At 72.5% G+C, this 23,248-nt stretch carries 20 protein-coding genes; 15 read left to right on the top strand and 5 right to left on the bottom strand.

Features of this window, described 5'->3' with window-relative positions; all coding sequences use genetic code 11:
- Positions 1-136: 136 nt before the first annotated feature.
- Positions 137-2,212, bottom strand: coding sequence for a SpoIIE family protein phosphatase (locus AC5L34_RS04810; protein ID WP_441173608.1), 2,076 nt, complete (start codon positions 2,210-2,212; stop codon positions 137-139).
- Positions 2,213-2,490: 278 nt separating this feature from the next.
- On the opposite strand from AC5L34_RS04810, the gene AC5L34_RS04805 reads away from it, so the two are divergent.
- On the top strand, positions 2,491-6,858 hold the full coding sequence (locus AC5L34_RS04805; RefSeq protein WP_494823863.1) for a HAMP domain-containing protein: 4,368 nt from the start codon (positions 2,491-2,493) through the stop codon (positions 6,856-6,858).
- Entirely contained in the window at positions 6,855-7,409 is a 555-nt protein-coding gene (locus AC5L34_RS04800) for a response regulator (RefSeq protein WP_089002479.1), read from the top strand. The genes AC5L34_RS04805 and AC5L34_RS04800 overlap by 4 nt, the downstream gene beginning before the upstream one ends.
- A 154-nt stretch (positions 7,410-7,563) precedes the next feature.
- Here the strand turns inward: AC5L34_RS04800 and AC5L34_RS04795 are convergent, their stop codons facing one another.
- A complete protein-coding gene (locus tag AC5L34_RS04795; RefSeq protein WP_089002478.1) occupies positions 7,564-7,899 on the bottom strand; it encodes an STAS domain-containing protein in 336 nt (111 codons plus the stop codon).
- Between the two features lie 398 nt (positions 7,900-8,297).
- On the opposite strand from AC5L34_RS04795, the gene hemL reads away from it, so the two are divergent.
- From hemL to ccsB, 6 genes are read left to right on the top strand one after another with little or no spacing between them, the layout of a single operon-like run.
- Entirely contained in the window at positions 8,298-9,635 is a 1,338-nt protein-coding gene (gene hemL / locus AC5L34_RS04790) for a glutamate-1-semialdehyde 2,1-aminomutase (RefSeq protein ID WP_494823862.1), read from the top strand.
- Positions 9,636-9,641: 6 nt separating this feature from the next.
- Positions 9,642-10,289: a histidine phosphatase family protein gene (locus AC5L34_RS04785; protein WP_089002476.1), complete on the top strand. Its 648-nt coding sequence runs from the start codon at positions 9,642-9,644 to the stop codon at positions 10,287-10,289.
- On the top strand, positions 10,289-10,864 hold the full coding sequence (locus tag AC5L34_RS04780) for a TlpA family protein disulfide reductase (protein ID WP_441173605.1): 576 nt from the start codon (positions 10,289-10,291) through the stop codon (positions 10,862-10,864). Before AC5L34_RS04785 ends, AC5L34_RS04780 begins: the two co-directional genes overlap by 1 nt.
- Positions 10,864-11,694: a cytochrome c biogenesis CcdA family protein gene (locus AC5L34_RS04775; RefSeq protein ID WP_441173604.1), complete on the top strand. Its 831-nt coding sequence runs from the start codon at positions 10,864-10,866 to the stop codon at positions 11,692-11,694. Before AC5L34_RS04780 ends, AC5L34_RS04775 begins: the two co-directional genes overlap by 1 nt.
- Positions 11,694-13,358 carry a cytochrome c biogenesis protein ResB gene (gene resB, locus AC5L34_RS04770; RefSeq protein ID WP_494823861.1) on the top strand — a complete coding sequence of 555 codons (1,665 nt, stop codon included), beginning with the start codon at positions 11,694-11,696 and terminating at the stop codon, positions 13,356-13,358. Before AC5L34_RS04775 ends, resB begins: the two co-directional genes overlap by 1 nt.
- Positions 13,358-14,335, top strand: a complete 978-nt coding sequence (gene ccsB, locus AC5L34_RS04765) for a c-type cytochrome biogenesis protein CcsB (RefSeq protein WP_441173602.1) — start codon at positions 13,358-13,360, stop codon at positions 14,333-14,335. The genes resB and ccsB overlap by 1 nt, the downstream gene beginning before the upstream one ends.
- A gap of 385 nt (positions 14,336-14,720) precedes the next feature.
- Here ccsB and AC5L34_RS04760 read toward each other — a convergent pair whose 3' ends face one another.
- Complete coding sequence (locus tag AC5L34_RS04760) at positions 14,721-15,197, bottom strand: MarR family winged helix-turn-helix transcriptional regulator (protein WP_334604715.1); 477 nt, start codon at positions 15,195-15,197, stop codon at positions 14,721-14,723.
- Positions 15,198-15,298: 101 nt separating this feature from the next.
- On the opposite strand from AC5L34_RS04760, the gene AC5L34_RS04755 reads away from it, so the two are divergent.
- The 3 genes from AC5L34_RS04755 to mqnP all read left to right on the top strand — a co-directional run bounded on the left by AC5L34_RS04755 (position 15,299) and on the right by mqnP (position 18,286).
- On the top strand, positions 15,299-15,853 hold the full coding sequence (locus AC5L34_RS04755; protein WP_494823860.1) for a carboxymuconolactone decarboxylase family protein: 555 nt from the start codon (positions 15,299-15,301) through the stop codon (positions 15,851-15,853).
- A 61-nt stretch (positions 15,854-15,914) separates the two neighbouring features.
- On the top strand, positions 15,915-17,375 hold the full coding sequence (locus AC5L34_RS04750) for a menaquinone biosynthesis decarboxylase (RefSeq protein WP_357661310.1): 1,461 nt from the start codon (positions 15,915-15,917) through the stop codon (positions 17,373-17,375).
- Positions 17,375-18,286 (top strand): menaquinone biosynthesis prenyltransferase MqnP, encoded by a 912-nt coding sequence (gene mqnP / locus AC5L34_RS04745; RefSeq protein WP_441173600.1) that lies wholly within the window; start codon positions 17,375-17,377, stop codon positions 18,284-18,286. Before AC5L34_RS04750 ends, mqnP begins: the two co-directional genes overlap by 1 nt.
- A gap of 51 nt (positions 18,287-18,337) precedes the next feature.
- On the opposite strand, the gene AC5L34_RS04740 is transcribed toward mqnP, so the two are convergent.
- The gene (locus AC5L34_RS04740; RefSeq protein WP_441173599.1) at positions 18,338-19,321 is read right to left on the bottom strand and encodes a terpene synthase family protein; all 984 of its coding nucleotides are present in this window, start codon (positions 19,319-19,321) and stop codon (positions 18,338-18,340) included.
- Positions 19,322-19,513: 192 nt separating this feature from the next.
- On the opposite strand from AC5L34_RS04740, the gene AC5L34_RS04735 reads away from it, so the two are divergent.
- On the top strand, positions 19,514-20,143 hold the full coding sequence (locus AC5L34_RS04735; RefSeq protein ID WP_441173598.1) for a UbiX family flavin prenyltransferase: 630 nt from the start codon (positions 19,514-19,516) through the stop codon (positions 20,141-20,143).
- Positions 20,144-20,209: 66 nt separating this feature from the next.
- On the opposite strand, the gene AC5L34_RS04730 is transcribed toward AC5L34_RS04735, so the two are convergent.
- A complete protein-coding gene (locus tag AC5L34_RS04730; RefSeq protein ID WP_089002465.1) occupies positions 20,210-20,476 on the bottom strand; it encodes a BldC family transcriptional regulator in 267 nt (88 codons plus the stop codon).
- A gap of 268 nt (positions 20,477-20,744) precedes the next feature.
- On the opposite strand from AC5L34_RS04730, the gene AC5L34_RS04725 reads away from it, so the two are divergent.
- From AC5L34_RS04725 to cds1, 3 genes are all read left to right on the top strand, one after another.
- On the top strand, positions 20,745-21,203 hold the full coding sequence (locus tag AC5L34_RS04725; protein ID WP_350820975.1) for an Lrp/AsnC family transcriptional regulator: 459 nt from the start codon (positions 20,745-20,747) through the stop codon (positions 21,201-21,203).
- A gap of 65 nt (positions 21,204-21,268) precedes the next feature.
- Complete coding sequence (locus tag AC5L34_RS04720) at positions 21,269-22,096, top strand: SDR family NAD(P)-dependent oxidoreductase (RefSeq protein WP_494823859.1); 828 nt, start codon at positions 21,269-21,271, stop codon at positions 22,094-22,096.
- A gap of 21 nt (positions 22,097-22,117) precedes the next feature.
- Complete coding sequence (cds1, locus tag AC5L34_RS04715; RefSeq protein ID WP_101413734.1) at positions 22,118-23,209, top strand: L-cysteine desulfhydrase Cds1; 1,092 nt, start codon at positions 22,118-22,120, stop codon at positions 23,207-23,209.
- Positions 23,210-23,248 lie beyond the last annotated feature (39 nt).

The raw sequence follows: 23,248 nt of genomic DNA, 5'->3' as shown, positions 1-23,248 counted from the left end.
TCGAGTCGTCATCCATGGTGGTGGTGCTCTCCCGAAGGATGGCTGCTTGCGGCCTGTGGCAATTGGAGGTCGGCGTGGGCGGGGTACCAATTGAATATTGGCAGATCAGGCCCGAGTTCAGGGTGAAGTGCAAATGTCAGCTGGCGTCATTGCGCAGCACCAGGATGGCGATGTCGTCGCGCGGCGCCTCGGTCGAGAATCCGATCGCCGTCGAGCGGAGCCGGGCCGCGATCACGTCGGCCGAGTAGCCGGCCAGCGGGGCGGCGGCGTCGCGCAGCCGGTCGGTGCCGAACAGCTCCCGGCCGCGCCGCCGCTCGGTGACCCCGTCGGTGTAGAAGACCAGCGCGTCGCCCGGATCGAGCGGCACCACCGCCGTCGGGGAGGCGATCGAGTCGAGCAGGCCGAGCGCGGTGCCGCCGGTGCCGACGAAACGCGCCCCGCCGCCGGCGGGCAGCAGCACCGGCCGGTCGTGGCCGGCGAGGTGCAGGGAGACGTCGAGTTGGTCGCCGTCGCCGGGGCCCACCGCCGCCAGGGCCAGCGTGCAGTAGCGCCCGCCGCCCCGCTCGAACAGCGTCTCGTTGACCCGGGCCAGCGCCTCCGGCAGCGGCTTGCCGTCGCCCACCAGCACCCGGATGACGTCGCGGACCAGGCCGGTGACGGTCGCCGCCTGCACCCCCTTGCCCGAGACGTCGCCGATCACCACCAGCCAGCGCCCGTCCGGCAGGGGCACCACGTCGTAGAAGTCGCCGCCGACGTCGACGTCGCCGCCGGTCGGGACGTACTCGGCGGCGAAGCCGATGCCCTCGACCACGGGCAGCACCGGCGGCAGCAGCGACTGCTGGAGGGTGTGCGCGACGCGCCGACGCTCGGCGTGGATGCGGGCGTTCTCGATCGCCAGCGCCGACCGTCGGGCGACGTCCTCCAGCACGGCGACCTCGTCCGGGTCGTGCCGGTGCCGCTGGTGCCGGCCGACGGCCAGCGTGCCGAGCCGCTGACCCCGGGCGATCAGCGGGACGGCGAAGCCCTCCATCGGCGCCCCGAGCGGCATCTGGGTGCCGTTGCGCGACGCCTCGCGCAGCCGGGCCTGGACCGAGTCCGGCCCGGTCTCCTCGAGCACCTGGTGCAGTTGGGGCAGCACCGACTCGTCGGCGTGGCTGGCCGCCGCGAGGCGCAGCCGGCCCCACTCGTCGGTCGTGTGCACCGCGCACCACTGCCCGAGCCGGGGCACCACGAGCTGCGGGACGAGCGCCATGGTCAACTCGACGTCGAGCGACTGCGCGAGCAGCTCACTGGCCTCGGCGAGGAAGGTCAGCCAGGCCTGCCGGCGGACGTCCGCCCGGCGCAGCCGGTCGTTCTCCAGGTGCAGCGAGAGCCGTTCGGCCATCAGCACGGCCAGCGGCCGCGCGTACGCCGACGGGGCCGCGTCCAGCTCCAGTTCGCCGGCGTACGGCCGGTGCACGGCCAGCGGCACCCGGAGCAGCTCGTTGCCGGGCCGGGGCTGGCGGCCGTAGCGGGCCAGCGCCTGGGTGCCCTGCCCGTCGCCCCGGTCCAGCCGTACCACCCCGCCCGCCGCGCCGACCATTTCCGCCACCCGGGTGAGCAGGCTGGTCGCGAAGTCGGGCAGCGGATCCTCGGCGTACGGGTCGGGGGTGGTCTGCATCAGTTCGCTCATGGCCCCGGCGCTCGGCGCGGAGCTCTCCGGGATCGTCGGCGTGCCGCCCCCGGCGGTCGCCGCGGCGGGCCTGCCCGCCGCCCGGTCGCGCCCGGCCGGGTCGGGCAGGTCCAGCCGGAACCAGACTCCCTTGCCCGTGGGCAGGTAGGTGGTGCCCCAGCGGCTGGCGAAGTGGTCGACGAGCAGCAGCCCCCGACCGCGTTCGGAGACCTCGTCGATGTCGGTGGCGTCGTTGCGGACGCCGACGATCAGCTCCTCCACGGGCCCGGCGGCGAAATCGGACACGGTGACGGTGATCCCGACCGGGTCGGCGACCACCTCGATGTCCAGTTCGGTGCGGGCGTGCTCCACGGCGTTGGTGGAGAGCTCGGTGGTGAGCAGCATGGCCTCGTTGGCCAACCCGTCCAGGTGGGCCTCGGTGAGGACGGACCGCACGAGGGCCCGCGCGGCGGCGGGCGTACGCCGGTCTGCGGGGAGCCTGACGCGCCGGACGTGCTCGTCTCGGCCCCCGGTCGCCGCGGGCCCCGTCTCCGCCGACATCCCCGTATCCTCCACCGCTACCCGCGCGACTGCCAAGCCACTCCACACCTCCCGCCCTGTCGATCATGCAGTTGTGGCGGACGTCTCCTGGTGATTGGCCCGCTTTGCGGCGTGCCACAACTGCATGATCAACCGCCCGGGTGGGGTGGGGGCGGCGGGATCCGGCGGGGGTCGGGACGGCGTGGGTGGGCGCGTGGGCTTGGTGTGGGGGAGGTCGCGGGCACAATGAGGGCATGGCCGGCGTCGGCAGGAGCCGGTAGCCCCGAGCTGAGCGAGGAATGATGACCACGAAACAGTCGGCGACCGTGGACCCGTCCGCGCCCGACCACGAGGCGCTCCTCGGCGAGCTGACCGAGGCGCTGCGGCGGGTCGGTCGGGGCGACCTGAAGGTCCGGCTGCCCCGCCGGGCGGGCCGGGCCGGCGAGGTCGCGGACGCCTTCAACGAGGTCGTGTCGCTCCAGGAGCGGCAGTACCTCGACCTGCGGCGGATCAGCCGGATCGTCGGCCGGGACGGCCGGCTCACCGAGCGCCTGGACGACGAGGGCCTGGACGGCTCCTGGGCGGAGGGGCAGCGCGCGGTCAACTCGCTCATCGACGACCTGGGCCGGCCGACCACCGAGATCGCCCGGGTCATCGTCGCGGTGGCCGACGGCGACCTCTCCCAGCACATGGCCCTGGAGATCGACGGCCGGCCGCTGCGCGGTGAGTACCTGCGGATCGGCCGCACGGTCAACACGATGGTCGACCAGCTCTCGTCCTTCTCGAACGAGGTCACCCGGGTCGCCCGGGAGGTGGGCACCGAGGGCAAGCTCGGCGGCCAGGCCGACGTACGCGGCGTCGCCGGCACCTGGAAGGACCTCACCGACTCGGTGAACACCATGGCGTCGAACCTGACCGGCCAGGTGCGGTCGATCTCCCAGGTGGCGACGGCGGTGGCGAAGGGTGACCTGTCGCAGAAGATCACGGTCAGCGCGCGCGGCGAGGTCGCCGAGCTGGCCGACACGATGAACTACCTCACCGACACCCTGCGGCTCTTCGCCGAGCAGGTGACCCGGGTGGCCCGGGAGGTGGGCACCGAGGGCAAGCTCGGCGGCCAGGCCGAGGTGCCGAACGTGGCCGGCACCTGGAAGGACCTGACCGACAGCGTCAACTCGATGGCGTCGAACCTGACGGCCCAGGTGCGCAACATCGCCCAGGTCTCCACGGCGGTGGCCCGGGGCGACCTGTCGCAGAAGATCACCGTGGCGGCGCAGGGCGAGATCCTGGAGCTGAAGGACACCGTCAACACGATGGTGGACCAGCTGTCGTCCTTCGCCGACGAGGTGACGCGCGTCGCGCGCGAGGTGGGCATCGAGGGCAAGCTGGGCGGCCAGGCCCAGGTACGCGGGGTCTCCGGCACCTGGCGCGACCTGACCGAGAACGTCAACCAGCTCGCCGGCAACCTGACCAGCCAGGTCCGCAACATCTCCCAGGTCTCCACCGCGGTGGCGAAGGGCGACCTCTCCCAGAAGATCACGGTCGACGCCCAGGGCGAGATCCTGGAGCTGAAGAACACCGTCAACACGATGGTGGATCAGCTGTCGTCGTTCGCCGACGAGGTGACGCGCGTCGCGCGCGAGGTGGGTACGGAGGGCAAGCTGGGCGGTCAGGCCCAGGTCAAGGGCGTCTCCGGTACGTGGCGGGACCTGACCGACAACGTGAACTCGATGGCGTCGAACCTGACGTCGCAGGTGCGCAACATCGCCTCGGTCACCACGGCGGTGGCGAAGGGCGACCTGTCGCAGAAGATCACCGTGGATGCCCGGGGCGAGATCCTGGAGCTGAAGTCGACGGTGAACACGATGGTGGACCAGCTGTCGTCGTTCGCCGACGAGGTGACGCGGGTGGCCCGCGAGGTGGGTACGGAGGGCAAGCTCGGCGGCCAGGCCCAGGTGCGAGGTGTCGCCGGCACCTGGCGGGACCTGACCGACAACGTGAACTCCATGGCGTCGAACCTGACCGCCCAGGTGCGCAACATCGCCCAGGTCTCCACGGCGGTGGCGAAGGGCGACCTGTCGCAGAAGATCACTGTGGATGCCCGGGGCGAGATCCTGGAGCTGAAGTCGACGGTGAACACGATGGTGGATCAGCTCTCGTCGTTCGCCGACGAGGTGACGCGGGTGGCCCGCGAGGTGGGTACGGAGGGCAAGCTGGGCGGTCAGGCCCAGGTCAAGGGCGTCTCGGGTACGTGGCGGGACCTGACGGACAACGTGAACTCGATGGCGTCGAACCTGACGTCGCAGGTGCGCAACATCGCCTCGGTCACCACGGCCGTGGCGAAGGGCGACCTGTCGCAGAAGATCACGGTCGACGCCCAGGGCGAGATCCTGGAGCTGAAGTCGACGGTGAACACGATGGTGGACCAGCTCTCGTCGTTCGCCGACGAGGTGACCCGGGTGGCCCGCGAGGTGGGCAGCGAGGGCAAGCTCGGCGGTCAGGCCCAGGTCAAGGGCGTCTCGGGCACATGGCGCGACCTCACCGAGAACGTCAACCAGCTCGCCTCGACCCTCACCACCCAGTTGCGCGCCATCGCGCAGGTCTCCACCTCGGTGACCCGGGGCGACCTGACCCAGCGCATCGCCGTCAAGGCGCAGGGCGAGGTCGCCGAGCTGAAGGACAACATCAACCAGATGATCGTCACCCTCCGGGAGACGACCAAGAAGAACGCCGAGCAGGGCTGGCTCGACTCGAACCTGGCCCGGATCGGCGGTCTGCTCCAGGGGCAGCGCGACCTCGGCGAGGTCTGCCGCATGATCATGATGGAGGTGACCCCGCTGGTCGACGCGCAGCTCGGCGCGTTCTTCCTGGCGGACAACTCCGAGGGCGTGATGCGGCTGCGGCTGACGGCCTCCTACGGCTACGTCGCCCGGGGACACGAGGTCACGTTCGGCCCCGGCGAGGGTCTGGTCGGCCAGGCCGCCCTGTCCCGGCGCACGATCCGGATGGGCGGGGCACCGGACGGCAAGCTGATGCTCCGCTCCGGGCTCGCCGAGACCCCACCGGCCGACCTGGTCGTACTGCCCGTGCTCTTCGAGGGCGAACTGCTCGGCGTCATCGAGTTCGCCAGCGTCGCGGCCTTCTCCGAGCTGCACCTGTCGTTCCTGGAACGGCTCGTGCTCACCACCGGCATCGCCGTCAACACCATCCAGGCCAACCGGCGTACGGAGGAGCTGCTCGCGCAGTCCCAGCGGCTCGCCCACGAGTTGCAGGAGCAGTCGGCCGAACTCCAGCGCACCAACGCCGAGCTGGAGGACAAGGCGCAGCTGCTCTCGGAGCAGAAGGGCAACATCGAGACGAAGAACCGGGAGATCGAGCTGGCCCGGCTCGGCCTGGAGGAGAAGGCCCAGCAGCTCACGAGGGCGTCGGCGTACAAGTCGGAGTTCCTCGCCAACATGAGCCACGAGCTGCGTACGCCGTTGAACTCGCTGCTGCTGCTCGCCCGGCTGCTGGCCGAGAACTCGGAGCAGAACCTGACGCCGAAGCAGATCGAGTTCGCCCGGACGATCCACGGCGCCGGCTCCGACCTGCTGTCGCTGATCGACGACATCCTGGACCTGTCCAAGATCGAGGCGGGGCGGATGGACGTCGAGCCCACCGCGGTCCGGTTCGACGAGATCCGCGGCTACGTGGAGCAGGCGTTCGCGCCGCAGGCGGAGGAGAAGGGCCTCGACTTCCAGGTACGGATCAGCAAGGACCTGCCGGAGGCGCTGGTCACCGACGCCCAGCGGCTCCAGCAGATCCTGCGCAACCTGCTCTCCAACGCGGTCAAGTTCACCGACAACGGGGCGGTGACGCTGCGGATCGCGCCGGCGCCCGACAGCACGGTCTTCGACGTACCGGCCCTGACCAACGCGCGGCAGGTCATCGCGTTCACGGTGGTCGACACCGGCATCGGCATCTCCGACGACAAGCTGTCGTTGATCTTCGAGGCGTTCCAGCAGGCCGACGGCACCACCAGCCGCCGCTACGGCGGTACGGGGCTGGGGCTGTCGATCAGCCGCGACCTGGCCCGGCTGCTGGGCGGCAGCATCGTGGTGGCGTCGGCGCCTGGCCAGGGCTCGACGTTCACCCTCTTCGTGCCGGACGTGCTCGCGCCGGACGCGGTGGTGGCGCCGCTGCCGCCGTCACCGGCGCGGGCCGGGCTGCCGTCGTCCCTGCTCATGCCGCCGCCGGAGCTGCCCGAGCCGGCCTCCACGCCGGCCACCCGGCGGCTGGAGGGCGCCACCGTGCTGATCGTCGACGACGACGTCCGGAACGTCTTCGCGCTGACCAGCGCGTTGGAGCTGCACGGCCTCACCGTGTTGTACTCGGACAACGGGGCGGACGGCGTCCGCCTGCTGGCCGAGCATCCGGAGGTGGACATCGTCCTGATGGATGCGATGATGCCCGATCAGGACGGGTACGAGACGACCCGACAGATCAGGCGCAACCACCGGTTCGCCGACCTGCCGATCGTCTTCCTGACCGCGAAGGCCATGCCCGGCGACCGTGAGTCGGCGCTGGCGGCCGGAGGAAGTGACTACATCACCAAGCCCGTCGACCTGGACGAGTTGATCGAACTCATGTCGTCCTGGATCAGCGGCAGCCGAACCGAGGAGAGTTCGTGACCCAGATGGCAAAGGCGCTGCTGGTGGACGACCGCCGGGAGAACCTGATGGCACTGGAGGCGATTCTCCAGGGCCTGCCGGTGCAGTCCGTCGCCGTCGAGAGCGGCGAGGCGGCCCTGAAGCAGCTGCTGGTCGACGACTTCGCGGTGATCCTGCTGGACGCCCAGATGCCGGACATGGACGGCTTCGAGACGGCCAGCCACATCAAGCGGCGCGAGCGTACGCGGCACGTGCCGATCATCTTCCTCACCGCCGCCGACCGGGACGCCCAGCTGGCGCTGCGCGGTTACGCGGTCGGCGCGGTCGACTACCTGACCAAGCCGTTCGACCCGTGGGTGCTGCGCGCCAAGGTGTCGGTCTTCGTCGAGCTGTGGGTGAAGACCCGGCAGCTCGCGGCCCAGTCCGACCTGGTGCGGGAGCGCGACGCGCAGTTGCGGGTGCTGACGGACGCGGTCGACGAGGCCACCACGATGCTGCGCCTGGACGAGGCGGACGCCCGCGACCGCGCGGTGCAGCTCCTCGAAGAGGCCCGCTGGGGCAACACCCCCTGACCCACCCGTGTGGTAGCGAGATCTTGGTGGCTGGCGGCCCCCGGAGGGCCGTTTCCCACCAAGGTCTCGCCGCCTGCGCGGAGCGTGCGACCGGTGCGCAGGGCGCGGAGGGGCCGGGAACGGGTGGGAGATCAGCCCGGTGGGCCGGGGGCGGTCAGCCGGTGGTCTGGTCGTTGCGGATCATCAGGGCGCTGCGCAGGCCCGTGATGTCCAGGACGCGGAGCAGGAAGTCGCCCACGTTGGTCAGGATCAGCAGGCTCTGGGCGTGACTGGCCTTGCGGCTCAGCACGACGAGGGTGCCGAGGCCCTGCGAGTCGCAGAAGGTGACCCCGCCGAGGTCGAGGACGATCCGCGGCGGCGGCTCGGCGAGCACCTCGTTGACGACGGTCGACAGTTGGGCGGCCGTGAGCATGTCGATCTCACCGGCCAGGCGAAGCACGGCTTCGTCACCCGTCCGGTGTAGCGTGATGGACAGTTCGGCACGATCCACCGGGTCAGCCTAGCGCGATCCGAGTGACCCGGCCTGTCGAGCGGTGGCGACCGAGCCAGCCGAGTGCCGCGACCCCGCTCCCGCCAGCGCAAACATCCCCGCACCAGGACGCCGACGACACCCACCCGACGGTGCTGGGCGACCACCACGCCCTCCCGGGGTCCGGAGCGCGACGGCCACGCCCTCCCGGAGTGCGGAGCGGGACGGCCACGCCCTCCCGGAGCGCGGAGCGGACCCGTCCCGGCGGGGCGCGGGCGGACCCGCTCTCAGGGAGGCGGGGCGGAGGCGTCCCGGGCATCCGCCGGGGGAGTGTGGGAGGCCCGGTCCGGGTGAGCCTGGTAACCCCGGTGCGGGGTGCCTGCCGATTCGCCGCCCGACGCTGACACAATGGCGGCATCGTGACCGATATGTTTCCCGCCGGATCTGGCCGCTACCCGGCCGACGCGCCGGCCTCCGAGGCCCTGTTCGACCGCGCCAAGGCCATCGTGCCCGGCGGGGTGAACTCCCCCGTGCGCGCGTTCCGTGCCGTCGGCGGCACGCCGCGCTTCATGGTCCGGGGGGAGGGGCCCTGGCTCTACGACGCAGACGACCGGCGCTACGTCGACCTGGTCTCCTCCTGGGGCCCGCTGATCCTCGGCCACGCCCACCCGGAGGTCGTGGACGCGATCAGGTCGGCCGCGACCCGGGGCACCAGCTTCGGCACCCCCACCCCCGGCGAGGTCGAGCTGGCCGCCGAGATCGTCGACCGCACCCCGGTCGAGCAGGTCCGGCTGGTCAACTCCGGCACCGAGGCCACCATGTCGGCGATCCGGCTGGCGCGCGGGTTCACCGGCCGCCCCCGGATCGTCAAGTTCTCCGGCTGCTACCACGGGCACTCCGACGGCCTGCTGGCCGCCGCCGGCTCGGGGGTGGCCACCCTCGGCCTGCCCGACTCGCCGGGCGTGACCGGCGCGGCGGCGGGCGACACGATCGTGCTGCCGTACAACGACGTGGCCGCCGTCGAGCAGGCGTTCGCCGCCGAGGGCCAGCACATCGCCGCGATCATCACCGAGGCCGCCGCCGGCAACATGGGCGTGGTCGCCCCGCGCGACGGCTTCAACTCCCAGCTCGCCCGGATCGCGCACGCGCACGGCGCACTGCTCATCGTCGACGAGGTGATGACCGGGTTCCGGGTCTCCCGCGCCGGCTGGCACGGCCTCGACCCCTCCGACGCCGACCTGTGGACGTACGGCAAGGTCATGGGCGGTGGGCTGCCGGCCGCGGCGTTCGGCGGGCGCGCGGAGATCATGGAACGCCTGGCCCCCGCCGGCCCCGTCTACCAGGCCGGCACGCTCTCCGGTAACCCGCTGGCCTGCGCCGCCGGTCTGGCCACGCTGCGGCTCGCCGACGACGCGCTCTACCGCAAGCTGGACGACACGGCCGCCGTCGTGGGCCGACTCGCCGCCGACGCGCTGGCCGCCGCCGGCGTTCCGCACCGGCTGTCGTACGCGGGAAACATGTTCTCGATCTTCTTCACCGACGCCGACGTGGTCGACTACGACAGCGCCCGCACCCAGCAGGTGCCGGCGTTCAAGGCGTTCTTCCACGCGATGCTCGCCGGCGGCGTCTACCTGCCGCCGAGCGCGTTCGAGGCGTGGTTCGTGTCTGCGGCGCTGGACGAGGCCGCTCTGGAGCAGATCGCCGCCGCCCTGCCGGTGGCGGCCAACGCTGCGGCAGCGGCGGGTCACGGGGGGTAGCGTACGGTGAGCAAGACGGTGGTCCACGTGCTGCGGCACGGCGAGGTGCACAACCCGGACGGCATCCTCTACGGCCGGCTGCCGGGCTTCCGGCTCTCCGAGCTGGGGGTGCAGATGGCCAAGGCCGCCGCGCAGGGGCTGGCCGAGCGGGAGGTCGTGCACGTGGTGGCCAGTCCGCTGGAACGCGCCCAGCAGACGGCCGAGCCGATCGCCGCGCAGTTCGGGCTGCCGGTCGGCGTGGACGAGCGGCTCATCGAGAGCGCCAACTGGTTCGAGGGCAAGAAGGTCTCCCCGGGCGACGGCTCGTTCCGCGACCCGCGCAACTGGTGGGTGCTGCGGGACCCGGTCACCCCGTCCTGGGGCGAGGCCTACCGCGCGATCGCGGAGCGGATGTTCGGCGCTCTGCAGGCGGCCCGGGTGGCGGCCGAGGGGCGCGAGGCCGTGCTGGTCTCCCACCAGCTGCCGATCTGGACGCTGCGCCGGTACGTGGAGCGCAAGCGGCTCTGGCACGACCCGCGCAAGCGTCAGTGCGGGCTGGCGAGCCTCACCTCCTTCCACTTCGACGGCGCCAAGGTCGTCGGCATCGGCTACTCCGAGCCGGCCGCCCACCTGATCGCGATGTCGCCGACAGCCAGGACGGCCAAGGGGGCCTGATGAACGCCCGGAGGTGGACCGCGGGTCTGCTCGCCGCCGTCGCGACGGTGGCGCTGGCCGGCTGCTCGTCGCGCGACGGGGAGGAGGCCTGCGACAACTCCGGCGGCATCATCGAGTGCGCCCCCGACCAGCGTTCGGCCGCCCCGAAGCTCGCCGGTGAGCTGCTCACCGGCGGCGACCACGACGTGGCGAGGGACCGGGGCCAGGTCGTGGTGGTCAACTTCTGGGGCTCGTGGTGCGCGCCGTGCCGGGCCGAGGCCGACGACCTGGAGAACACCTACCAGGCCACGAAGGCCTCCGGGGTGACGTTCCTGGGCATCAACATCCAGGACCAGCGGGACAAGGCGCTCGCCTTCGAGGAGAGCTTCAAGGTCACCTATCCGAGCCTCTTCGACCCGCCGAGCCGGCTGGCGCTCGCCCTGGACATCCCGCCGAACACCATCCCGGCCACCGTCGTGCTGGACCGCGACGGCCGCATCGCCGTGGTGATCCGGGCGGCGGTGAAGCAGGAGGGCCTCCAGCCCATCGTCGAGCGGATCGCGGCCGAGAAGCCGGCCCCCAACGGTTCCCGCTGATGGGCGAGACGTTCTCCGAGCTCGCCCAGTCGGGGCCGCTGCTGCTCGCCATCGGCGCGGCCGCGCTCGCCGGGCTCGTCAGCTTCCTCTCCCCGTGCGTGCTCCCGCTGGTGCCGGGCTACCTGTCGTACGTCACCGGCCTCGCCGGCGCGGACCTGGAGACCCGCCGGCCGCGGGTGGGGTCCCCAACCGAGGCCGGCAGCGGCGGCGGGGTGGCCGTGCAAGAACGCACCGAGCCGGCGAAGGTCGCGGTCAAGGGCCGGGTGCTGGCCGGCACGATGCTGTTCATCGCCGGCTTCACCGCCGTCTTCACCGCCACCGCGATCCTCTTCGCCGGCGTCGGCCGGGTCTTCTTCGAGTACGAGCGGACGCTGGAGATCGTCATCGGCGCGCTGATCGTCGTGCTCGGGCTGAGCTACGTGGGGCTGGTTCCCGGCTTGCAGCGGGAGTTCCGGTTCCAGCGGCTGCCCGCCGCCGGGCTGCTCGGCGCGCCGGTCTTCGGCGCGGTCTTCGCGCTGAGCTGGGTGCCCTGCGTGGGCCCGACGCTCGGCGCGGTGATCGGCATGGCCGCCGTCGGCGGGCAGACCGACCGGGCCGTGGTGCTCGCCGTGGCGTACTGCCTCGGGCTGGGGATACCGTTCGTCGTCTTCGGGCTGGGCTTCGAGCGCCTGCTCGGGGTGTTCCGCGCCGTGCGGCGCAACAGCCGCTGGGTCACCCGGGTGGGCGGCGCGCTGCTGATCCTGATCGGCCTCGCGCTGGTCACCGGCGGCTGGACGAACTTCGTGATCTGGTTGCAGACCACCGTCGGGGTGGGCGAGGTGAGCATCTGATGACCGCCGTCGACGACCGGCCGGCACCGCCGGCCGAGGCCCCCCGGCGCCGGCCCAACCGCCTGCTGGCCCTGCTGCGCAACTCGTGGCGGCAGCTCACCAGCATGCGTACGGCCCTGGTGCTGCTCTTCCTGCTCGCGGTGGCGGCCATCCCCGGCTCGGTGCTGCCGCAGCGCGGGGTCAACCCGGAGGACGTGCGGGACTACTTCACCGCGCACCCCGACCTGGCCCCGGTGCTCGACCGGATCGGCGCCTTCGAGGCGTTCGGGTCGGTCTGGTTCTCCGCGATCTACCTGCTGCTCTTCACCTCGCTGATCGGCTGCATCACGCCCCGGCTGCGCGACCACGTGCGGGCGCTGCGGTCGAAGCCGCCGGCCGCGCCGAGGCGGTTGGACCGGCTGCCCCAGCACGCCGTGCTGGCCGCGCCGGAGGGCGGCGCGGCGGCGATCGCGGACGCGCTGCGTCGGCGGCGCTGGCGGGTGGTGGTGCGCGGCGACGAGGTCTCCGCCGAGAAGGGCTACCTGAAGGAGACCGGCAACCTGCTCTTCCACAGCTCGATGGTGGTCGTGCTGGTCGGCGTCGCGCTCGGCTCCTGGTACGGCTGGAGCGGCAACAAGCTACTGGTGGCCGGCAAGGACAACGCGTTCTGCAACACCCGCCAGCAGTACGCCGAGAGCAAGCTCGGCCCCCGCGTCAGCAGCGCCGACCTGCCGGGCTTCTGCATCCAGCTCGACGACTTCCAGGCCCGGTTCCTGGAGTCCGGCCAGCCGGAGTTCTTCGACGCCAAGGTGACCGTCGACGACGCCGACGGCGAGCGGCGGCAGGCCAACTTCTCGGTCAACTCCCCGCTGCGCCTCGACGGCGCGAACGTCTACCTGCTCGGCCACGGCTACGCCCCGGTGATCCGCTACACCGACCGGTTCGGCAAGAGTCAGACCAGCAACTTCCCGTTCCTGACCACCGGCGACGTCGGGCTGACCAGCGAGGGGCTGGCGGCGTTCCCGGACATCAACGTCGACCCGGCCACGGGCACCCGCGACCCGGACCTCCAGATGGCCTTCTCCGGTCTCTACCTGCCGACGGCGCCGGCCGCCGCGCCGTTCGCCCGCTCCGAGTACCCGACCGAGCGCAATCCCGCGCTGAACCTCGTCGCCTACCGGGGCAACCTCGGCATGGACGCCGGCATCCCCGGCTCGGTCTACGAGCTGGACCAGCGGCAGGTGCGCGCCGGCAAGGTCAAGGAGGTCGGCACGAAGCTGCTCCGCAAGGGCGAGACCTGGGAGCTGGACGACGGCACAACGGTCGAGTTCCTGGGCACCGTGCCGTACATCACCCTGTCGGTCCGGTACGACCCCGGCTCGACGCTGCTGCTGGTCAGCTCCGGCGTGCTGCTGGTCGGGCTGATGGGCTCGCTGTTCGGGCGGCGCCGCCGGGTCTTCTTCCGGGTGCTGCCGGCCGGCACCGTCGACCCGACGAGTGGATCTCCGACGAGCGGTAGTAGTTTGGTCGAGGCCGGTGGCCTGCCGCGCACCGACCACCCTGGGTTCGCCGACGAGTTCGCGCAGCTCGTGGCCGCGATCGGCGGCGACGGGCGGCCGGACGACGAGGCCGGCGTCGGCCGCGACGGCGGCGACCGGGCCGGAGCGCGAGAAGGAGCCGAGTGATGTCCGCACTCTCCGACCAGCTGGTGTCGTTCGCGATCCTGGCGTACCTGGTCGCGATGATCAGCCACGCCGTCGAGTACGCGCTGGGCAACTCCCGCGCCCGGGTCGCCGCGGCGCCCGCCCGCGAGCTGGTCGGCGCCGGCGTCGGCGCGGCCGGGGGCAGCACCCCCGACGCGTCCGTCGACACCGGCGCGGCGGCGGCCGAGCGTACGGCCCGACGCGCCCGGCTGGGCGGCCTGGTCGCCGTCGCGGCCACCGCGCTCGGGGCGCTGCTGCACCTCGGGGCGCTGGTCACGCGCGGTCTCGCCGCCGACCGGATGCCCTGGGGCAACATGTACGAGTTCGTGCTCACGGGCACCTGGATCGGGGTCGCCGCCTGGCTGGCGGTGCTCTGGAAGCTCCCGCAGCTGCGCCGCCTCGGGCTCTTCATGTCGCTGGTGATGGTGCTGCTGGTGGCGACCGCCGAACTGGTGCTCTACACCCCGATCGTGCCGCTGGTGCCGGCCCTCAACTCGTACTGGTTCGTCATCCACGTCTCGACCATCGTCTTCGCCTCCGGCATCTTCCTGCTGGGCGCGGTGCCGGCGGTGGCGTTCCTGATGCGCTCCGGCTACGAGCAGGGTCGGCGCAGCTTCCCGTACACGCTGGCGAAGCGGCTGCCGCCGGCGGCCGCGCTGGAGCGGCTGACGTTCGTGCTGCACGCCTTCGCGTTCCCGGTCTTCACCTTCGCGGTGATCGCCGGGGCGATCTGGGCCGAGGCGGCGTGGGGGCGGCCGTGGGGCTGGGACCCGAAGGAGACCTGGTCGTTCATCTCCTGGGTGATCTACGCCGGCTACCTGCACGCCCGGGCCACCCCGAGTGTGAAGCGGAACGTGGCGACCTGGCTCGCCATCGTCGGCTTCCTCACCATGCTGATGAACCTCTTCGGGGTGAACATCTTCTTCGAGGGCCTGCACTCGTACGGCGGCCTGGACTGAGCCGACCCGCTCGCTCGGGAACGCTGCTCGCCATCGGATCAGGTGGGGCCGTCTGCTGGGCCGGCCCCACCTGATCGACGGCTGCGGGCGCGCGAACTGCTCGGCGCCCGCCCTGGGCTCGAAGCGGCTGCGCCGGACCTCGACGCTCGACGGGTGGTCGGTGCGTCCCGATACCACACAGGCATTTATATGCCTGAGAGGCATCGTTGTTCCGGCGGTGGTGGCTCATCGGCTCGACGCGGACCCGACCGCTTGAGACACGTCTCAGGCTCGAAGCCGAGAGGACGCGGCCGTGCTGCTGCGGCCCACCTCCCACGCCGACCCGCCCCCGGGCAGGTCCCACACGGGGAACCGCACCTCGGCCGCGAACGCCAGGGGACGGTGGTCAGCCACCGAACCAGCCGGGCACGTCGAGGCGGAAGAGGTTGGCCGGGGTGACCGCTCGCAGGTCGTCCTCCAAAGCGGCGACCCGGTCGGGGCCGAGGGTCGCGGCCCACCGCTGCCGGAGCTGGTCGAAGACGGCGGCCGAGCGGCGCAGGCCGTCCAGGCCGTGCGGGGTCGCCCGGACCAGCTTGCGTCGGGCGTCGCGCGGGTCGTCGGCGCGCTCCAGGTAGCCGAGGGCGACCAGCCGGTCCACCGTCTTGCCGGCCGCCTGCTTGGAGACGCCGAGTCGCTGGCCCAGCTCGGTGGCGGTGGTGCCGTCGCCGCCGACGGCCTGGAGGACGAAGCCGTGCAGCGGCCGCAGCTCCGGGTGCCCCTGCCGGGCCAGCTCCGCGTGCAGGTCGTCGATGAGCGTACGGAAGCCGGCCAGCAGCAGCAGGGGCAGCAGGAAGCCGGGCCGGTCGGGTTCAGCCGTTGCCATGTTCGACAACCACGTTTACTATTTCGACAACCACGTTGACCATCCTACGTCACGCGCGGCGCGACGCCGACCGTCCCCGACCTCCCGAAAGCAGGTTCCCCGTGCCCCCGTTCACCGCGCACACCGTCGAGACCGCCCCCGCCGCCGCCCGGCCGACCATCGAGGGCGTACGCCGCAGGCTCGGGCATCTGCCCGCCGCCGTCGGCCTGATGGCCGGCTCCCCGGAGCTGCTCGACGGGTTCCTCACCGTCAACGGCATCTTCGAGAAGTGTGCCCTCGACCCCGTCGAGCGGGAGGTCGTCGTCCTGACGGTCGCCACCCGCAACGAGTGCCACCTCTGCGTCGCCATGCACACCGCCGCCCTCACCCGGCACGGCGCCACACCCGAGCTGATCGGCGCGCTGCGCGCCGGCACGCCCCTGCCCGACGACCGGCTGGAGGCGCTGCGGCGCTTCACCCTCGCCGTGCTCGACCACCGGGGCGCGGTGCCCGAGGACGGCACCACCGCCTTCCTGGCGGCCGGCTACCAGCCCCGACACGCGCTGGACGTGGTGCTCGGCGTCGGCACGTACACCATCTCCACCTTCGCCAACCGGCTCACCGGCGCGCCGCTCGACGCGCCCCTGGCCCCGTACGCCTGGGAGCCTGCCGTGTGATCGCGGGTGTCACACCACCCGGCGTGGTCGCCGCCGAGGTCGGTGCGGGAGACTGGCAGGCATGGCGGCACGTGGCTTCCCGTACACCGATCTCAAGGACTTCCTCGCGGCGCTGGAGCGCGCGGGCGAGCTGCGGCGGGTGAGCGCCCCCGTCGATCCCACCCTGGAGATCAGCGAGATCGTCACCCGGACGGTCCGCGCGGGCGGCCCGGCGCTGCTCTTCGAGCGGCCGACGCGCGGCGAGATGCCGGTGGCGGTCAACCTCTTCGGCACCGAGAAGCGGATGGCGATGGCGCTCGGCGTCGAGTCGCTGGACGAGATCGGCGAGCGGATCGGCAACATGCTCAAGCCGGAGCTGCCGGTCGGCCTCTCGGGCATGATGGACGGCCTCGGCAAGGTCAGGCAGCTCACCTCGATGCCGCCGAAGAAGGTCAGGACCGCGCCCTGCCAGCAGGTGGTCTACCGGGGCGACGACGTCGACCTGAACCGGCTGCCCGGGCTCCAGGTCTGGCCGGGTGACGGCGGGATCTTCCACAACTTCGGGCTGACGCACACGAAGCACCCCGAGACCGGCAAGCGCAACCTGGGGCTCTACCGGTTGCAGCAGCACTCGCAGAACTCCATCGGCATGCACTGGCAGATCCACAAGAACTCCACGGCGCACCACGCGGTCGCCGAACGGCTCGGGCAGCGGCTGCCGGTGGCGATCGCCATCGGCGCCGACCCCGCGGTCGCCTATTCGGCCAGCGCGCCGCTGCCCGCCGACATCGACGAGTACCTGTTCGCCGGCTACCTGCGCGGCGAGCGGGTCGAGATGGTGGACTGCCTGACCGTCCCGTTGCAGGTGCCGGCGCACGCGCAGGTCGTCCTGGAGGGCTACATCGAGCCGGGCGAGCGGCTTCCGGAGGGCCCGTTCGGCGACCACACCGGCTTCTACACGCCGGTGGAGCCCTTCCCCGTCATGCACGTCGAGTGCATGACCATGCAGCGCGATCCGGTCTACCACACGATCGTCACGTCGCAGCCGCCCCAGGAGGACCACGGCCTCGGCAAGGCCACCGAGCGGATCTTCGCGCCGCTGCTGCGCTTCCTGATCCCGGACATCGTCGACTACGACCTGCCCGCCGCCGGGGTCTTCCACAACTGCGCGATCGTGTCGATCCGTAAGCGCTACCCGAAGCACGCCCAGAAGGTCATGAACGCGATCTGGGGCGCGCACATGATGTCGCTGACCAAGCTGATCGTGATCGTCGACGAGGACTGCGACGTGCACGACTACAACGAGGTCGCCTTCCGCGCCTTCGGCAACGTCGACTACGCCCGGGACCTGCTGCTCACCGAGGGCCCGGTGGACCACCTCGACCACGCCTCCTACCAGCAGTTCTGGGGCGGCAAGGCGGGCGTCGACGCGACCCGCAAGCTGCCCGAGGAGGGCTACACGCGGGGTTGGCCGGAGGAGATGCGGATGGCCCCCGAGGTCGTCTCCCTGGTCGACAAGCGCTGGAAGGAGTACGGCATCTGATGGCCACCGCCGTCGAACCGACGCAGCGGCCGGGCCGGGTCAAGTCCTTCCTCAAGCTGGTGGCGATCGAGCACTCCGTGTTCGCGCTGCCGTTCGCGTACCTGTCGGCGCTCACCGCCATGCAGGTGCACGGGGGGCGGGTCCGGTGGCTGGACCTGCTGCTGATCACCGTGGCGATGGTCGGGGCGCGGACGTTCGCGATGGCCGCCAATCGGATCCTGGACCGCCGGATCGACGCGCGGAATCCGCGTACGGCCGCCCGGGAACTGGTCACCGGGGCGGTGAGCGTGCGGACGGCCTGGACCGGCGCGGCGGTCGCGCTCGCGGTCTTCCTCGCCGCCGCCGCCCTGCTCAACCCGCTCTGCCTGGTGCTCGCGCCGCTCGCCGTGGTGCCGCTGGTCGTCTACCCGTACGGCAAACGATTCACCAACTGGCCGCACGCCATCCTGGCGATCGCCCAGGCCGTCGGGCCGGTCGGCGCCTGGCTGGGCGTCACCGGCACCCTCGACGGCTCCTGGCCCGCCTGGCTGCTCGGCGTGGCCGTCGGCCTCTGGATCGGCGGGTTCGACCTGATCTACGCCTGCCAGGACGCCGAGGTCGACCGGCAGATCGGCGTGCACAGCGTGCCGGCCCGCTACGGGCTGCGGTTCGCGCTGCACGCCTCCACCGCGGCGCATGTGGTGACGTTCGCGCTGTTCATCTGGTTCGGGGCGCTGATCGGCTTCGGCTGGCTCTGGTGGATCGGGCTGGGTCTGACGGCGCTCGCCTTCGGCTACCAGCACCTGGTGGTCAGCCCGACCGACCTGAGCAAGGTCAACCGGGCCTTCTTCACCGCCAACGGGTTCGTCGGCATCGCCCTGTTCGTCTTCGCCCTGCTCGACCTGGTGATCCGCCTGGGCCTGCGCGCCTGACCCTGGGCCGGTCGCCGACGCCGGCCCTGGCTCCTCGCGAGGCCCGGCGGCTCAGCGGAGGGCGACGGGCTCGGCGCGGGCGCCGGGGTAGCGGGTGCTCTCCAGGGTCCAGTCGACGGTGGCCCGTACGGCGTTCGCCACCCCGTCGAGGTGGTCGGCCACCGCCCGGTCCAGCCCCGGGCCGAACGACGGCACCGCCGCGCGCAACTCGACGAACCGCCCCATCGACGCCCGCCAGCGCTCGGCCGTCAGCCCCACGGCGGCCGCCACCGGCACCCGCTGCTCGGCCGCCGTCGCGAGGACCAGGTTGTGCCCGCCCGAGGTGGCCTCGTCGCGCTCCAGCGAGGCCAGGTCGTTGTACCAGGAGAGCAGGTCGTTGCCGGTGTCGGCGATCTCGCGCAGCAGCGGGTGGTGGTGGACCGCGTCGGGCAGCGGGCGCCCGGTGACGAACTCCACCAGCGGATACGACACGTACGCGGCGGAGGTGGCGCGCCGCAGCGCCACGTACTCGGCGACTCCGGGGCGGCGGCCTGCCGCCTTGTTCGCCGCCTCCCGCCACGTGCCGTCGAGGTGGTCGGCGACGGCGTCGGCGAAGCGCAGCCGCCAGCGGGCCGGCATCCGCCGGCGCGGCTCCCGCCACCCGTGCACCAGCAGCCGCCGCAGCGGCCCGGTCAGGCCGGCGTGCCGGAGCCGGGGACCGGCGTGCAGCAGGGTCAGCGCCCCGTCGCGCAGCGCCCGGATCCGGTCGGTGCCGAGCCGGCCCGGCCCGTCGCACGCGTCGTCGACCAGGAAGAACCAGGTGAACAGGGCCGTCAACGCCCGCAGGTCGGCCTCGGCGGCCCGGGGGTAGAGCCGGCCGGCGTACCGGGCGACGCCGGCGCGCGCCAGCCGCCGCGGGGCCGCGTCGTCGGCGGGCAGGCCGAGGCCCGGCAGCAGGTCGCCGACCAGCCACTCCTGCACGCGGTCGGCGTACGGCGAGAGCCGGGGCGGGATCGGGCACTCGGACCGCAGCGACCAGAGGACCTCGCCGGTCATCACCGATTCCTCCCGGGTGCGATCCGCTTCGCGTGCGAATTGCCACCGGCAGCATGTCAGGCCACTGGGATGGGCGCGTTCCCGGCCCGACATCGCGCCCGCCGCAGGACAACCGACACCCGAGGGGGACATCACGGACGCAGCGGGCGGGGTGCCCGGCGTCGGGAGGAGGCGACCAGGCAGGCTGGAGGCATGCGTGAACCATGGGTGATCGGAGTCTCCGGGGCGTCCGGCACGCCGTACGCGGCTGCCGTCGTACGGGCGCTGCTCGACGCGGGCGAGCCGGTGGACCTGATCGTCTCCCGGGCCGCCCGGCTGACGGTCCTCGACGAGACCGGCCGCCCGTTCCGGGACGGGCACTGGGCCGAGGACCTCGCCGCCTGGCTGGGCCGCGACCTGACGGGAGCCGACGTGCGGCACTGGCCCGCCGGTGACCTGGCGGCCGGCCCGAGCAGTGGCTCCTACCGCGTACGCGGGATGGCGGTGGTCCCGGCGAGCACGGCGGCCTGCGCCGGCATCGCGATCGGGCTCTCCAAGGACCTGTTGCAGCGGGCCGCCGAGGTCAACCTCAAGGAGCGCCGGCCGGTGGTGGTGGTGCCCCGGGAGACGCCGGTCACCCGCAGCCACCTGGAGCATCTGATCGCGCTGCACGACGCCGGGGCGGTGGTGCTGCCGGCCAGTCCCGGCTTCTACGGCGCCGGGGCGTCGGCCTCCGCGCCGCAGCTCGTCGACTTCGTGGCCGGCAAGGTGCTGGACGCCCTCGGCGTACCGCACACGCTGTTCCGTCGTTGGTCGGGCGAGCTCGGCGCGGCGCGGGAGTGACCCGGGCCCGGCTCACCGGGACGCGGACCGGAGCCTGTGTCCGGTCCGCGCGATGATCCGCACCATTCAGTACATGCCGGCGTTGGCCGGGCCGGGCCCGGTCGAGGCGGCCGGCCCCGCGTTACGCGGCTTGCCGACGTCTTCCGCCTCGTCCAACATGCCCTCCCCCTCAAGCAGGGCCCGCACCTCGGATTCCCGAAACCGGCGATGCCCGCCTGGAGTCCGGATGCTGCCTATCCGGCCCGCCGCCGCCCATCGCGTCACAGTCTTCGGGTCAACCCGAAACAGCGCGGCAACTTCACCCGGTGTCAGCAGGCGATCTCCAGTGTCCACAGCCCCCTCCTCGCGTCGACGAAGCCCCCGGCTGAACACACTGCCCCCGGCCGGTGCGAGCCCAGAGCCGTCATGAGGGACGTATGGCAATTACAGCACCAGCGACCTGGCCTGTCCGCCAAACGCGAAAAACGCACTGAGTGGGAAGTTAGGAAATATTACCTGCGCACGGCCCCTTCGACTGCGAGTTTGCGAACGACTACACCCTGTCATGTCCAACGCGCGCCGGATGCCCGACGTTACGCCCCGACCGCTAGGGTCACAGTCCGTGGACGCCATCGACCTGAGCCTCGTGGAACTGCTGCGCAGCAACGCCCGCCTGTCCTACGCCGAGCTGGCCCGGCAGGTCGGCCTGTCCGCGCCGGCCGTGCACGAGCGGGTCGGCAAGCTGGAGTCCAGCGGCGTGATCCGGGCCTACCGGGCGGAGGTGGACCCCGAGGCGATCGGCTTCGCCGTCACCGCGCTCATCGGGATCGTCGAGGACTCCGGCGGCGACACCGACGACGTGCTGGAGGCGTTCCGGCAGATGCCCGAGATCGAATCCTGCTACTTCATGGCCGGCGTCGAGTCGTTCATGCTCAAGGCCCGGGTGGGCACCATCGCCGAGCTGGAACGGCTCATCGTGCGGCTGAACCGGACCCCGGGCGTCGCCTCCACCCGGACCGGCATCGCCCTCTCCACCAAGTGGGAGAACCGCCCGCAGGCCCCGGTGCCGCCCGCCGCCTGACCCGTCCCCGGCGCCGCCCCGGCCGGCTCTGGCGCGCGGTCGCCGGACGGCGATAGCGTGCGCCGATGACGAAGCCAGCCCCCGGAACGGCGGTGGTCACCGGTGCGGCCGGCGGCCTGGGCCGCGCCATCGCCACCGCGCTGCACGCCGACGGCTGGCCGGTGCTCCTCACCGACCACGACGGCGAGGCGGTGGCCCGGGCCGCCGCGCCGCTGGGCGGCTGGTCCCGCCCCTTGGACGTACGCGACGAGGACGCCTGTGCCGCCGTCGCCGCCGAGGCGGCCGGCCGGGGCGGGCTCGGCCTCTGGGTGAACAACGCCGGGATCCTCGTCACCGGCCCCTCGTGGGAGCACGACGCGGCGACCCGCCGCCGGGTGGTCGAGGTCAACGCCCTCGGCGCGATGAACGGCACCCTCGCCGCGCTGGCCGTCATGCGGGCCCAGGGGCACGGGCACGTGGTCAACGTCGTGTCGCTGGCCGGCCTGGTGGCCGCGCCCGGCGAGACCGTCTACGCGGCCAGCAAGCACGCGCTGATCGCCTTCAGCGTCGGCACCCTCGCCGACCTGCGGCTGGCGGGGCACCGGGGCGTACACGTGTCGTGCCTGTGCCCGGACGGGATCTGGACGCCGATGCTGCACGACCGGCTCGACGACCCGGGCGCCGCGGCCTCCTTCACCGGGACGCTGCTGACCCCCGAGCGGGTGGCCCGGCGGGCCGCGCGGCTGGCCCGCCGGCCCCGCCCGGTCGTCAGCGTCCCCCGCTGGCGCGGCGCGCAGGTCCGGCTCCTCGACGCGCTGCCCGGCGCCGCCGTGCGGCTCGCCCCGCTGATCCTCGCGGCCGGCCGGGCCGGCCAGCGCCGCCAGCGCCGTCGGGTGGGGGCCTCCGGGGACTGAACGGCTTGCTAGGTTTCGAGCGTGACTCATCTCGACCGGTGCGACGAGGCCAGCCGGCGCTGGGTGACCGAGGCGATCGCCGCCGTCGAGGCGGACGCCAACCGCTCCGCCGACACCCACCTGCTGCCGTTCCCGCTGCCCCGGTCGTGGGGGATCGACCTCTACCTCAAGGACGAGTCGGTGCACCCGACCGGCTCGCTGAAGCACCGGCTGGCCCGCTCGCTCTTCCTCTACGGGCTGTGCAACGGCTGGATCGGCCCGGAGACCACGATCGTGGAGGCGTCCTCCGGCTCGACGGCGGTCTCCGAGGCATACTTCGCGCGGATGCTGGGGCTGCCGTTCATCGCGGTGATGCCCGCCTCCACCTCGCCCGAGAAGATCACCCAGATCGAGTTCCAGGGCGGTCGCTGCCACCTCGTCGACGACCCGGCCAAGGTGGTCGTGGAGGCCCGTTGGCTGGCGGAGGACTCGGCCGGGCACTTCATGGACCAGTTCACCTACGCCGAGCGGGCCACCGACTGGCGGGGCAACAACAACATCGCCGAGTCGATCTACGCGCAGCTCGCTCTGGAACGGCACCCGGTGCCGGCGTGGGTCGTGGTGGGCGCCGGCACCGGCGGCACCAGCGCCACCATCGGCCGGTACGCCCGCTACCAGCGGCTGCCCACCAAGCTGTGCGTGGTCGACCCGGAGAACTCCGCGTTCTATCCCGCCTGGCAGGCCGCCGACTGGTCGGTGCGCACCGGGCGGGGCTCCCGCATCGAGGGGATCGGCCGGCCGACCGTCGAGGCGTCGTTCGTGCCGTCGGTGGTGGACCGGATGGTCCAGGTGCCCGACGCCGCCTCGCTGGCCGCCATGCGCGCCGGCTCGGCGGTGCTCGGCCGTCGGGTGGGCGGCTCGACGGGCACCAACCTGTGGGGCGCCTTCGGGCTGATCGCGGAGATGCTCGCCGCCGGACGTACCGGCTCGGTGGTCACCCTGATCTGCGACGCCGGCGACCGCTACGCCGACACCTACTACTCCGACGACTGGTTGGCCGCCCAGGGGCTCGACCCGACCCCGCACCTCGCGACGGTCGAACGCTTCCTCACCACCGGCGCCTGGCCGGCCTGAGCCGCCCGCCGGCCGGAGCCGACGGGCCGGCGCCTCGTA

Source organism: Micromonospora sp. ZG13, assembly GCF_059359355.1.
This window is presented reverse-complemented; position numbering and strand designations above follow the sequence as displayed.